At 31.8% G+C, this 12838-nt stretch carries 11 protein-coding genes; 8 read left to right on the forward strand and 3 right to left on the reverse strand.

The genetic code is table 11. The annotated features are described in order from the left end of the window. The first annotated feature begins 17 nt into the window (after positions 1–17). The 3 genes from BMY18_RS09325 to BMY18_RS09335 all read left to right on the forward strand — a co-directional run bounded on the left by BMY18_RS09325 (position 18) and on the right by BMY18_RS09335 (position 4547). Positions 18–1361 (forward strand): ABC transporter substrate-binding protein, encoded by a 1344-nt coding sequence (locus BMY18_RS09325; protein WP_092453287.1) that lies wholly within the window; start codon positions 18–20, stop codon positions 1359–1361. A gap of 125 nt (positions 1362–1486) precedes the next feature. Beyond that, complete coding sequence (locus tag BMY18_RS09330) at positions 1487–3280, forward strand: sensor histidine kinase (RefSeq protein WP_092453289.1); 1794 nt, start codon at positions 1487–1489, stop codon at positions 3278–3280. Positions 3281–3284: 4 nt separating this feature from the next. Continuing rightward, the gene (locus tag BMY18_RS09335; protein WP_092453291.1) at positions 3285–4547 is read left to right on the forward strand and encodes a response regulator transcription factor; all 1263 of its coding nucleotides are present in this window, start codon (positions 3285–3287) and stop codon (positions 4545–4547) included. Positions 4548–4631: 84 nt separating this feature from the next. On the opposite strand, the gene BMY18_RS09340 is transcribed toward BMY18_RS09335, so the two are convergent. Genes BMY18_RS09340 through BMY18_RS09350 form a run of 3 tightly spaced genes read right to left on the reverse strand, consistent with a single transcriptional unit; the run spans position 4632 to position 7887 of the window. Next, the gene (locus tag BMY18_RS09340; protein ID WP_092453293.1) at positions 4632–5783 is read right to left on the reverse strand and encodes an ABC transporter permease; all 1152 of its coding nucleotides are present in this window, start codon (positions 5781–5783) and stop codon (positions 4632–4634) included. After that, on the reverse strand, positions 5770–6912 hold the full coding sequence (locus BMY18_RS09345) for an ABC transporter permease (RefSeq protein WP_092453295.1): 1143 nt from the start codon (positions 6910–6912) through the stop codon (positions 5770–5772). Before BMY18_RS09345 ends, BMY18_RS09340 begins: the two co-directional genes overlap by 14 nt. A 33-nt stretch (positions 6913–6945) precedes the next feature. After that, positions 6946–7887: an ABC transporter ATP-binding protein gene (locus BMY18_RS09350; RefSeq protein ID WP_092453297.1), complete on the reverse strand. Its 942-nt coding sequence runs from the start codon at positions 7885–7887 to the stop codon at positions 6946–6948. 219 nt (positions 7888–8106) lie between these two features. Here BMY18_RS09350 and BMY18_RS09355 point away from each other — a divergent pair, with 219 nt between their 5' ends. From BMY18_RS09355 to BMY18_RS09375, 5 genes are all read left to right on the forward strand, one after another. After that, on the forward strand, positions 8107–9297 hold the full coding sequence (locus BMY18_RS09355) for a sensor histidine kinase (protein ID WP_170841365.1): 1191 nt from the start codon (positions 8107–8109) through the stop codon (positions 9295–9297). Then, positions 9294–9923, forward strand: coding sequence for a response regulator transcription factor (locus BMY18_RS09360; RefSeq protein ID WP_092453301.1), 630 nt, complete (start codon positions 9294–9296; stop codon positions 9921–9923). The genes BMY18_RS09355 and BMY18_RS09360 overlap by 4 nt, the downstream gene beginning before the upstream one ends. 25 nt (positions 9924–9948) lie before the next feature. Beyond that, a complete protein-coding gene (locus BMY18_RS09365; RefSeq protein ID WP_092453303.1) occupies positions 9949–10473 on the forward strand; it encodes a VanZ family protein in 525 nt (174 codons plus the stop codon). Between the two features lie 539 nt (positions 10474–11012). Beyond that, positions 11013–12239 carry a tyrosine--tRNA ligase gene (gene tyrS, locus BMY18_RS09370; RefSeq protein WP_092453305.1) on the forward strand — a complete coding sequence of 409 codons (1227 nt, stop codon included), beginning with the start codon at positions 11013–11015 and terminating at the stop codon, positions 12237–12239. Between the two features lie 38 nt (positions 12240–12277). Continuing rightward, positions 12278–12685, forward strand: coding sequence for a GNAT family N-acetyltransferase (locus BMY18_RS09375; RefSeq protein WP_092453307.1), 408 nt, complete (start codon positions 12278–12280; stop codon positions 12683–12685). Positions 12686–12838 lie beyond the last annotated feature (153 nt).

Genomic DNA, 12838 nt, shown 5'->3' on the forward strand with positions numbered 1-12838 from the left:
TTGAGGAGGAAATTTACATGAAATTGAAAAAATTATCAGCATTACTGCTTACAACAGTAATCGCATCAACAGCTTTATTTACAGGCTGTGGCAATACCAAGAACTCTGGTTCTAATGGTGAGACACAAAATCCGAATGATCCAGCCACAGTAACATTCTGGGCAGCATCAGTAACCCAAGAAAGACAGGAGTTTTTTGATTGGTTTGCAAAGTATGTACATGAAGTTTATCCTAATATCACTTTGGATATGCTTGGGGTTCCTGGTAACCTTACTGATTACAGACAAAAGCTTGATGTCGCAATTCAAGCAGGAACAGCACCAGACATCACAAATGATTTTAGACCAGAATTAGTAACCAATGGTTATTACCAAAATATGAATGATTATTTTAATAACTGGTCAGACAAAGGCTTAATCAATGAGCAATTAATCAAATCAAATAAAACATATGATCCAAATGGAACAGGTCTTTATGCATTACCATATAGCTCTCAAACATGGAATATGTGGGTAAGAACAGATTGGTTAAACGCAATCAATATGAAAGTTCCTACAAATTGGCCTGACTTTTTTACTGCCGTACAGAAATTGACTGATAAGAAAAGCGACAAATATGGTTTGGCAATTAGAGGCGGTGGCGGAAGTGCAAATACATTAGAAATGTTAATGTATGCATATTCTGGAGTTACAAATTACTTTGATGCAAATGGAAAATCAACAATCAACAATGCAAAAAATGTAGAATTTGTACAAAAGTACTTAGTGGATACTTATAATACTTATACATCTCAGGATGACCTTACAAAGGGTTGGGCTGAACTTGCAAATGCATTCCAGTCTGGAAAAGCAGGTATTGTTGTTCATAATCTTGGCTCAGCAAAATCTATGGTTACTGCATTTCAAAGCGATTACAGTAAGTTCCAGGCAGCTGTATTTCCAGCAAGCGTACAAGGATATGTAGTTCATGCAGGCTTAATGCCACTTGGATTATCAATGAATTCACAATCAAAGAATAAAGATGCGGTATGGAAAGTAATGCAGCTTTACTTGAGCAAGGAAGTAAATACAAAATATTGTCAACTATATGGTGAAATACCAGCAAATACAGAAGCTGCAAAAGATTCTTTCTTTTCAGATTCACCATACATGAGTGTAGGCGTTAAAATTGAAACTGATAAAACAATAAAATTTAATGATACACCATACTATTTACCAACGTATTCAAATATCCAAGCTGATATGGAAGCCAATATTCAGTCAGTAATGGCTGGGAAAATGACACCACAGAAACTATTAGATAATTGGGCTGCTGCACTTGAAGAAGCCAATAGTGAATATCATAGTTCATTAAAGAAATAAAATATAATAACAGCAAAACATGGACCTCATTTTAAACCATTCGAGGTCTGTGTTTTGTTTGTTACTTTTGCAAATGGTATTTTAATATGTTATACTTTGGAAATTATGTATAGGAGGAAGAAAAAATGTTAAAAAAAGTATATAGGAACCTTCCTTTTAAGAAACAGTTAATGTTATTTTTGACTGTAATAGGGTTGATTTGTGGCATTGTTATAGCTATAGTTATATATTTTTTTGAAACAAATCAAGTCAAGAAAAACTCAACTTATTTAATTAATAATACAACAAAACAAACAGCAACAATGTTTAATAGCAGACTTGAAATAATTTTAAATCAATATAATAAACTTGGAGATAATTTAAGCCTGTGGAGGCTTGTTAATGATAGATATAGTTCCGAAAATAGTGCTCAAAAGTATGATGATATTATTGAGATTTATAATAAAATGGATGAGATATATTCTAACAATGGCGAAATAATGGATTCAATATATTTTGAGAATTCACATGGAACGGTAGTACAGATTTATAAAGATATGGTATACGATAAGGCATCTGCCGATCTTGGATCCTATAATCTTAACCAGAATCCAGAAAATTATGGGTATATCTGGATTAATAATCATGAAGATAGCATCTTTAAGACAAAAATACCTCGAAATGTAATTACTATTGTACAAAAACTTAAAAATTTAAAAAATGAAGAAATCGGAACAATGATTCTTAATTTAAAAAGTAATTATTTTGAAAAATTATTGAATCAGGTAGAAATTAGTGAAAATGGATATGCTATGTTATTGAGCGAAGATGGATATATGATATCAGATGTAGTTGATGAGAAATTTATGTTAACAAAAGAGGAACAAGATTTGCTATTACAACAAGCACAAGTGAATACTGTAAATACAGAAATAAAAGGCACAAATTCAAACCAAAATATGTTTCTATATTATGCACCATTAAAAGTAAATAACTGGTATCTAGTGTCAGTTGTACCATATAATGATTTGATGAGTAGCTCAAGACAATTGGCCTACGTCTTAACTTTGATTATAATAATTGTATTGGTAGTAGCCATTATTATTTCTGCATTTTTAGCGACATTAATCACAAGACCTATTGAAAAATTGTCAAAGCAAGTAATTGAGTTTCAGACTAATCCCAACGTTGAATTTGAAGTGAAGTCAGGGTATGAACTTACAACGTTAGCAAATGGGCTATCAAGTTTGAAAATGTCTGTTGAAAAATTATTGGATCAAGTACGCATTGAGCAAGAGCAAAAGGCGAAATTGAAACTCCTTATGCTTCAGGCGCAGATACAACCACATTTTTTGTATAATACATTAGCTTCAATCAACCAACTAATTAATTTGAAAGAAAATAGCAAGGCAAGCAAAATGTGTGAAGCTTTGTCAAAGTTTTATCGATTAGGCCTTAGTAATGGAAAGGACATTATTTCTGTGAAAGAGGAAATAGAACATATCAAAAATTATCTTTTTATACAAAAATATCGATATGAAAAAGATTTTGAATATAGTATTAATATTGCTGAAAATATTATGGACATGAATATTTTAAAATTATCATTACAACCTTTGGTTGAAAATGCAATATATCATGGTATTAAAAACAAAGAGGATATTGGTATGATAGTAATTTCAGGATATAAAGCTGAGAATACAATGATTTTGGAAATATTTGATGATGGTTGTGGCATGACAGAAGATGAATTAAAACAAATCAGAGAAAATGCAAATTCACTTTCAAATGAAGTGATGGATAGTGGTTTTGGAATATACAATGTCAGCAGCCGACTAAAACTGTTTTTTGGAAATGAGGCCCAACTTATGTTTGACAGTAGTAAAGGTGTTTATACCCAGGTAAAGATTATCATTCCTTTAGATAAGTTAGGAGAATAATGCTATGTACAGATTAATGATAGTTGATGATGATGAAATAATAAGAGAAGGACTCGTTAAAAATATTAACTGGAATGAGAATGGAATTCAAGTAGTAGCAGAAGCAAAAAATGGTAAAGAAGCGCTCGAAAAGATAGAATTATTTATACCAGAGATTATTTTGTCTGATATTAAAATGCCATTTATGGACGGGATAGAACTTGCAAAATATTTATATGAACACAACCCTCAAATAAAAATACTTTTATTATCTGCGTATGAAGAATTTGAATATGCAAAGAAAGCACTACAGTATCATGTTAGCGATTATATTATGAAATATGAAAGTAATGATGTGATTCTTGATAGAGTGAAACATCTTATAGTTCAATATGAGATTGATAAAAAACATAATGAAATAATAGATAGTAATAAAGATTATCTTATGAAGGATTTTATCCAACAGTTATGTTTTAATAAATTGGAAAAAGGCGAAATAGAGAAGAAAATAGATGATGTTAACAGTGAATATAAAACAGGATTATTTTCTGTGTTATCATTTGCAATTGAAACTTATAACAGTAAGAGGGAAACAAGTATTATAACGCTTTCAAATGACCAGAAGATAATAAATCATATTAATGAGTTTTTTAAACAGAATGAGTTCTTAACTGTTGTATTTCAAGATAAGGAAAACATTAAATTCGTAATAAACTATAAAGGATATGTAGAATTAACTGCGGATATGTTTCGGAAAAAATTAGAATTATTGGTTTATGAAATCGAATCATCCCATCCAATTAATATGCAGATTGGTGGAGGAAACTTTTATACACGAATAGAGGATATCCATAAATCATATCTAGAAGCAGAAGAAGCTTTAAGCACAGTGAAATATATTGAAAAGGGTAGAAGAGGCTCTAGAGTAATTCTATTTGGAACGACAAAAGATAAGCATGGGAATATGGCTGAAACAATGGACAAGATTGTTCAATATATTAATGAGCATTTTTCAGATACCGATTTATCGCTTAATACAATTGCAAGACAAGTATATCTTTCGCCTAATTATATAAGCACTCTATTTAAAAAATATCTAGATGTAAATATAAGCAATTATATAATTGATATTAGAATGAAAAAAGCTGCAAAACTATTACGTGAAAGTGACTATAAAGCATACGAGATAGCAAATATGGTGGGATACACCAATTCACAGTACTTTAGTATTTTATTTAAGCGAAGTATTGGTATCTCCCCCACGGATTACCGTAGCCAAAATCAATAGGGAAAGGTCTATTACTATAGAACGTTAAAAAGCTAATTCTGTACAATACAGAATTAGCTTTTTATATAATTTAGTAACTTGAATTTAGTGCTTTTTAACCTTCGAAGCCGCTAATGCTGCTGAAAAGATTGCCAAGGCAAATATAAACTCAATTCCTAAATAACTTAGAAATGTATTGATTTGCGTAGAAGTTCCTGTGTAAGTATCGATAATCTCATTTGCCTTTACATACCAATAAGTTGGTAAAAACTTTGCGAAAGCGACAACACCGCTACTCATATATTCAAGAGGAACGAATATTCCACCAAGGAAGCTAAGTCCAAGGCCAAGAACATTTGAAGCCATATTTAATGTACTAGAAGATTCAACAAAATAACTAATGAAATAAACAATACTCATGGCAACTAATAAGAAAACAATACTATTACATACATAGAGTAAACCCTTTATACTGAAAAAATCCGAGTTATACATAATTGCAGCTAACACCATAAATAATGCCCAACAAGAAAAACTAAATAACAAACTGCTTAAAGTTAAGGATATATTTTTCTTGGTTATGGAGAGTGCTGAACACTGAATCCTTGAATTTAAGTCATACTTCCTAAAAGTAATTAAAATAGATCCAAGTCCAACGGTAAGTATACATATAAGAATATAAGGGATATATGCAAAAAAGTAATAAGTTGAACTTCGTACGTTTGAAGTATCACTAACTTTGTGGAGCGATATTTGTGCAGAGATAGCAGAAGTATCAAGTGCAGATTTCGCAGCATCCTCTACAGAGTAACCAGAAGATACATAGATGTTTAAGGTTTTTAAATATTGATTGATTTGATTATCAACAAATTCACCACTTACACTTTGAGGAACTTTAACACTTTCTATCACATTTTCACTGTCACCAGCTTTGATTTTATCTTGGAATCCTTGATTTATAATAACAATATATTCAACATTTTGATAAAAAAGTTCGTCTGCCATCGTATCTTTATCATCTATAATATTAACAATTGTGTGATTATCATCTATATACTTATATAGGCTTTTACTAAGAATTGTGTTATCCCTATCAATCACGGCAATTTTTACTTTGGTCGGCTTATAAGTCGTCTCTAGTTGTGATGGACCATTATTTGTAAGAAATATAGTTAAAGCTAGAAAAATACCGAAATATATAAATAGGCTTGATAATTGCCGTTTAACTGTTTTGAAAAATGCTTTAAATACTTGCATATTTGTTCCTCCTTAATAAGAAAAAGCTTCCGAAACAAAGCAATAATGCCATAATCCCAATAATAGCGATATCACTAATAAATCGATCATATGTATCGTACATATTAAGCGAATATAGACAGTCGGTAATTAATGCAGCTGGATTAAGTCTATTAATTATTGGATAGGTATGTTCAATGATATCTTTCATGTCGTTCTTCATTAGACCACTTAAAAAGCAACACAACATGGTAAATGCCATAATCACAGATTCTTTTGTTTTGTCAGACCATTTGCCAACTGATCCAAGAAAAGTACCTGTAGATACACCAATTACAGAGCCGGCAAAACTGGTAAGTAGTATTAATCCTATTTTTGATCCAAAATCGATTTTTAGTATGACGATTAAGTAGAAGAATAAGAGTAATACTGACATGTAATTCACCACAACGGACGCACAGAAATCACCGAATATTACAATGAGTTTATGCGCTGGTGAAACTTCTCGTCTTGCACCAAGTGCCGATAAATTAGCCTGAATATTCATAACCGTATTAAGTCCAGTAATTGAACCATATAAACAAGTCATTGCAATCAGTGCGTAGAAATACTGCGAAAGTGCATCCATTTTTGAGTTGGAAAAAGATACTTCTTTGTTAAAACTAATATCTTGTGACATCAAATTAATTGTATTAGTCAATTCTTCTGGATGATTGATAGCGATTTGCTTAAATATATATTCATGTTGAAGATATTGCTCAATAAATGATTTTATAATACTTTGATTTAAACCATCACCTGAAACTGTTATTGTTGGAGTTCCAGTTGAATATATAATGCCATCAATTTTTTTATCTTTTAGTAATTGAAGTGCTTCTTCATTATTACTTGCGCTAGTAATCGTGAATAATTGGTTACTATTTTCTTGGCTAAATTGATCAATGACTGTTTCAAAAGCACTGTTTGGTATGCCTTCTGATACTAATGCTACTGGAATTGGTTTGAAATTAAATTCATTAGTATTCAGTAAATGACCGAATGAAAAATAAAATAACGTTCCAAGTACAATTGGAAATGCGAATGTCCATAAAACTAATTCTTTCACATGGAAAAGTTGTTTGATTCTATATTTGAAAATATGAATAAACATATATTTGAATTCCTTTCTGAATGATTTATTTGGTTAATCTCTTAATTCTTTTCCAGTGATTTCAAGGAAAACATCATTAAGTGTTGGCAATTCTGAGTGTACACGCCCAAAATTAATATTGTTATCCTGCAAATAGTTCATAACATGGATAAGATTATGTGTGCCGCCATTACATTTAACTACTAATTGATTATTTGAATAATCAGCTGAATATACATGGTTGAGTTGTTTGATATTTCCTACGTTTTCATTAGAAAGATTGAGAACATCAATATAGATGGTTTCGTTATTTTTAATCATCATTTTCAATTCGTTAGCAGTACCGTTAGCAAGATTCTTTCCTTTATCCATAATTACAATTCTAGAACAAATCTGTTCAACTTCTTCCATATAATGAGACGTGTATATGATAGTGGCACCATTTTTGTTGAGGTCTAAGATTCCTTCAAGAATCTTATTCCTACTTTGTGGATCAACTGCAACCGTTGGCTCATCAAGAATAATTAACTTTGGTTTATGCGCAATACCACATGCAATATTGAGTCTTCTAAGTAAACCACCGGAAAGCTTTCTTGGATAGAACTTTCTGAATTCTGTTAATTCTACAAATTCAATTGCTTCCTCAACATATTGTTTACGAAGCTTTTTGTCAGTTATGTATAAGCCACAGAAGAAATCAATGTTTTCATATACAGTAAGAGAGTCAAATAAGGCAACGTTTTGCAACACTACACCAATATCTTTCTTTAAGTCATAACTGTCTGGTCTCATCTTTTTACCAAATACCTCGATATTACCTTTGTCATAAGTGAGTAATGAAAGTAGGCAATTCAGTGTAGTTGTTTTACCAGAACCATTTGGTCCAAGCAATCCAAGTATTTCACCTTCTTCAAGGTTTAAGTTAAAATGATCAACTGCAATTAGTTCTTTGTATCGTTTTACTAGATTTTCAATTTTTACAACAGATGTGTTCATTTACAAATCCTCCTAATATTTTTTGAAATTTCTTATAGGTGTATTGTATACATTTAAATTACATGTGTGTAGTGTAAAACGTAAGCATCTTATATGACATTTGTCATAATTTACAAATACGGTTAAATTTTATAATTCTCTATAAAAAAGTAGATTAGTATATCTAAATTTGATATAGTAGTAATAATTGGTAAAGAAATGGAGACAGGTGCGAGAGCTATGCAAGGAATAGGTGATAGATTAATCGTTTGGATGTGTTGTTTGACATTGGCTATTTATAACAGCGGTTCATCAACAATCGTTCTAATTGGGGCCTTATTAGCATTTACAGTAAGCAGCTTCGGAATTTATATTGAAGGTAAAATTATTCGATTATCACAAATACTGATTTTTACGATAGTTTCAGTTAACTTTTCTGTTTTCATGTTTTTTATGCCCGTGGTTGTATATGAATGGTTAAACGTGGTTTGGGCATTCAACAAAGTTAAGCGTGAAAGCAAAAATAGGAATGAGTTATTTACGTTCCAAGATATATATGAAAAAAATATAATAATGTGTGCGATCCCTGCGATTGTTTTGGCTATATCAGTTGTTAATAATTTGAATAAGATTAATATAAGTTATAAGTTATGTATATTCGTCCTTACATTTATAGCTATATGGCTGAATGTATATTGTAACAATTATTCCGAACTAAAACAGAAATTCATAATCAATAGAGATAATAGTGCAGAACTGACGATAGCATTAAAGAATAAAAATAAGTATCTAATGGAGAAACAGGATAGTGAGATATATCTAGCAACGCTACATGAGCGAAACCGTATTGCCAGAGAGATACATGATAATGTCGGACATATGTTGTCACGTTCTATTTTGCAGATTGGTGCAGTCCTTACGATTAATAAGGACAAGGAATTACAACCCCACATAACAGGTATTAAGGATACGCTTGATATGGCAATGACGAGTATACGGACAAGCGTACATGATTTACATGATGAATCAATTGATTTAAATGAAGCCGTGAAAGAAATCGCTGCAAAAGATATGAAGAACTATGAAGTTAATATAGATTTTGACATGTCAAACGATGTGCCTCGTAATATAAAATATTGTTTTATTTCAGTATTAAAAGAAACCGCTTCAAATATAATTAAGCACAGCAACGCTGATAAGGTTAATATTTCATTGCGAGAGCATCCAGCCTTCTTTCGATTATCAATAGAAGATAATGGAACGGTATGCGATAAAATAGACCTCGTGAATTTTGAAAATAATGGAATTGGTTTATCAAATATAAACGAACGGGTTGAAACTTTTAATGGAACTTTGAATATTAATACTAGTAAGGGATTTAGAATCGTTATTTCTATTCCAAAGAAGTATACGGGGGATGATTTCAAATGAAAATAGTTATTATAGATGATGATAAATTAGTATCGATGTCATTACAGACAATATTAAATGCGCATGAAAAGATAGAAGTCGCAGGAGTTGGAAATGATGGGACAGAGGCAGTGATATTATATGATGTACATTTACCAGATGTATTATTGATGGATATCAGAATGGAAAAAATGACGGGATTAGAGGCTGCAGAAACAATTATACATAAACATCCAAAAGCAAAAATATTGTTTTTAACAACATTTTCTGATGATGAATATATTGTAAAGGCATTGAAAATCGGAGTGAAAGGGTATATCTTAAAGCAAGATTTTGAAGGGATTGCACCAGCCTTAGAGGCGGTTTTTCAAGGACAGTCTGTTTTTGGAGAATTAATTGTTGATAAGCTCCCTAATCTTTTACAAAATAGCGAAATATTTGATTATGGAGAACTTAATATCACCAAAAAAGAATATGAAATAATTGAACTAGTAGCAGAAGGACTTAGCAATAGAGAAATTTCGGAGAAGGCATTTCTTTCCGAAGGTACAATTCGTAATTATCTTAGTTCAATTCTTGAAAAACTCGAATTACGAGATAGAACGCAGTTGGCAGTTTTTTATTACCAACACGGAGGCAGAAAATAATAAGTTATCAAGTAAAGGAAATAGTATGAAATTTAATTTGAAATTTGTTGTAAAATTTATATTGAAATTATTGGTTTGGGTTCCGCCAGTTATAATTGCATTATTTATATTTGGATTTTCTAGTCAAAATGCAGAGGAATCATCCGGTTTAAGCTCCAAAGCAGCCACGACTATTATTCACTTTGCAAATGATTCGCATATTATTAGTGTAAATGCCGAGAATGAGGCGAAATTCATTGAAAACTTGCAGTATCCCATTAGAAAATGTGCGCATATGACGGAGTACATGATATTTACTTTATCTGTTGTGCTTGCATTATATGTGTGGAATGTCAGAAACAAATGGCTTTATTTAGTTGCATTGGCAGTGGCAGTAATATTTGCCAGCACAGATGAATTTCATCAGCTATTTGTTTCGGGAAGATCTGGAAGGATTGTAGATGTACTGATTGATAGTATTGGGGCTTCAATCGGACTTCTTATTGTTTGGGGTGTTAGAAGAAAGATGTTCAAGAGAAAAATGATAAATAATTCTATTGTTGATTATTGAGTTGACATTCTAAATTCATTGTTTTATAATCGTGATAGTTGAATATTGAAAAATGCATTGAAAAGAAGAAGTAATAATATGTGAAACTTACAGAAAGCCGCCGGCTGATGAGAGGCGCAATATATCAGATTTATTTGGTATATAAGGGAAACACATTATGAATACATCTTAGAGCTTCGTACCGAATATAAATCATCAATCAGTTGGATATAAATCTGCTGATTAGATAATTTGAAAAGTAGGCTACGACGGAACCTCGCACACGTTATAGTGCTATAGTATTGTTCCTATATAAGGGGCGTACTAGAAAAGGTAAGCAGTGTGAACTGTTTATAAATTAAGGTGGTACCACGAATATATCTCTCGTCCTTATTGGTTTGTTAATTATAAAACCAATAAGGGCGGGAGTTTTCTTTATGTGTAAATAGTTTTAATATTATTAATTATAATCCAAATATTATATGAAAGGCGCCAAATTTGGCGGTACTGTTATAAGCTGATGCACCTATTACAATCAACCCCAGTACAGGAATAAAAACATGAAAATATACGAAGAACTACAAGCAAGAGGTCTAATTGCACAAGTAACAGATGAACCAGAAATCAAAGAATTAGTGAATAACGGAAAAGCAATATTTTATATCGGATTTGATCCAACAGCAGACAGCCTTCATGTAGGACATTTCATGGCACTATGCCTTATGAAGAGACTTCAGCTAGCAGGAAATAAACCAATCGTCTTAGTTGGTGGTGGAACAGGCATGATTGGCGATCCATCAGGCAAGTCAGATATGCGTAAGATGCTTACAGTGGAAGACATAAATCATAATTGTGATTGCTTCAAAGAACAAATCAGCAAATTTATTGATTTCTCAGACGATAAAGCGATTATGGTAAATAATGCTGATTGGCTTATGAAACTTAATTATGTTGATATGCTTAGAGAAGTTGGACCACATTTCAGTGTTAACAGAATGCTTTCCGCTGAATGCTACAAACAACGTATGGAAAAAGGACTTAGTTTCCTAGAATTTAACTACATGATTATGCAAAGCTATGATTTCCTTCAGTTATTCCAACAATACGGATGTAACATGCAGTTTGGTGGAGATGACCAGTGGAGCAATATGCTTGGTGGCACAGAACTAATCAGAAGAAAGCTCGGTAAAAATGCCTATGCAATGACAATCAACTTGCTACTTAATTCAGACGGTAAGAAGATGGGAAAAACAGTTTCAGGAGCTGTATGGCTGAATCCAGAAAAGACCACACCATTTGAATTTTACCAATACTGGAGAAATGTAGCGGATAGCGATGTCCTAAAATGCATCAGACTTCTTACATTTTTACCACTTGAGGAAATAGATACAATGGATTCATGGGAAGGCTCACAACTGAATGTTGCGAAGGAAATACTTGCATTTGAACTTACAAAAATGGTTCATGGAGAAGACGAAGCTCACAAAGCAGAATCAACAGCAAAATCATTATTTACAGGTGGTGAAGATGCAGAAAATATGCCAACTACTGAACTTACAATAGAAGATTTTACAAATGATTCAATTGACATTATTTCAATCCTTCACAAAGCAGACCTTGTAACATCACGATCAGAGGGCAGACGTGCAGTTGAACAGGGCGGTGTAACTGTTGATGGTGAAAAAGTTAGTGATTTTACAGTTTCATATACGAAGGATCAATTCGAGGGTGATGGGATTGTTGTAAAACGTGGTAAGAAGAACTTTAAGAAAGTGATAGTTAAGTAAAAAAATATAGCCATTTCATATAAAAAGAGGAGTGTAAAATGCAAGCGTTTCGTATTCTAAAGGGAATAAATAAAATGAATATTGATGAGGTTAAACAATTAATAGCTCAGACATATTGGGCAAAAGACCGTACAATTGATGTAATACGAAAGTCAATGGAAAATTCTATTTGTTTTGGTGTATTTCTAGACAAAGATGTTAAACAGGTTGGCTTTGCAAGAGTAATTACAGATTATGCAACGACTTATTATATATGTGATGTGATTATAGATTCCCAATATAGAGGCTATGGTTTTGGAAAAAAACTATTGGAGTCAATCGTAAGTGATCAAGATTTATGCGACTTGAAAGGAATATTAGTGACCAAAGATGCGCATGGGTTATATGAAAAATTTGGATTTGCTAAGGATGGAAGCATCTTCATGCAAAAAGCAAGAAAAATATAAATAATGGGATAATTTCTAATCAAACAATTAAATAGAGTCCCAATAAGACATAACAAGTCTGTCATTCTAGTTTTTTTACAACTAGAATAGCAGGCTTGTTTTCGTATTCAGTTATTTTGAATGTAAAATAATAGTACATTTCGTGATTTTATT

Origin of the sequence: [Clostridium] fimetarium (genome assembly GCF_900111235.1) — a bacterium.
GTDB lineage: Bacteria > Bacillota > Clostridia > Lachnospirales > Lachnospiraceae > Clostridium_N > Clostridium_N fimetarium.

Bases quoted from the DNA above. Each gene is read 5' to 3' on its own strand.
- BMY18_RS09335 (WP_092453291.1), top strand. From the start codon at position 3,285: ATGTACAGATTAATGATAGTTGATGATGATGAAATAATAAGAGAAGGA.
- BMY18_RS09365 (WP_092453303.1), top strand. From the start codon at position 9,949: ATGAAATTTAATTTGAAATTTGTTGTAAAATTTATATTGAAATTATTG.
- BMY18_RS09375 (WP_092453307.1), top strand. From the start codon at position 12,278: ATGCAAGCGTTTCGTATTCTAAAGGGAATAAATAAAATGAATATTGAT.
- BMY18_RS09325 (WP_092453287.1), top strand. From the start codon at position 18: ATGAAATTGAAAAAATTATCAGCATTACTGCTTACAACAGTAATCGCA.
- BMY18_RS09350 (WP_092453297.1), bottom strand. From the start codon at position 7,887: ATGAACACATCTGTTGTAAAAATTGAAAATCTAGTAAAACGATACAAA.
- BMY18_RS09330 (WP_092453289.1), top strand. From the start codon at position 1,487: ATGTTAAAAAAAGTATATAGGAACCTTCCTTTTAAGAAACAGTTAATG.
- tyrS (WP_092453305.1), top strand. From the start codon at position 11,013: ATGAAAATATACGAAGAACTACAAGCAAGAGGTCTAATTGCACAAGTA.
- BMY18_RS09360 (WP_092453301.1), top strand. From the start codon at position 9,294: ATGAAAATAGTTATTATAGATGATGATAAATTAGTATCGATGTCATTA.
- BMY18_RS09345 (WP_092453295.1), bottom strand. From the start codon at position 6,912: ATGTTTATTCATATTTTCAAATATAGAATCAAACAACTTTTCCATGTG.
- BMY18_RS09340 (WP_092453293.1), bottom strand. From the start codon at position 5,783: ATGCAAGTATTTAAAGCATTTTTCAAAACAGTTAAACGGCAATTATCA.
- BMY18_RS09355 (WP_170841365.1), top strand. From the start codon at position 8,107: ATGCAAGGAATAGGTGATAGATTAATCGTTTGGATGTGTTGTTTGACA.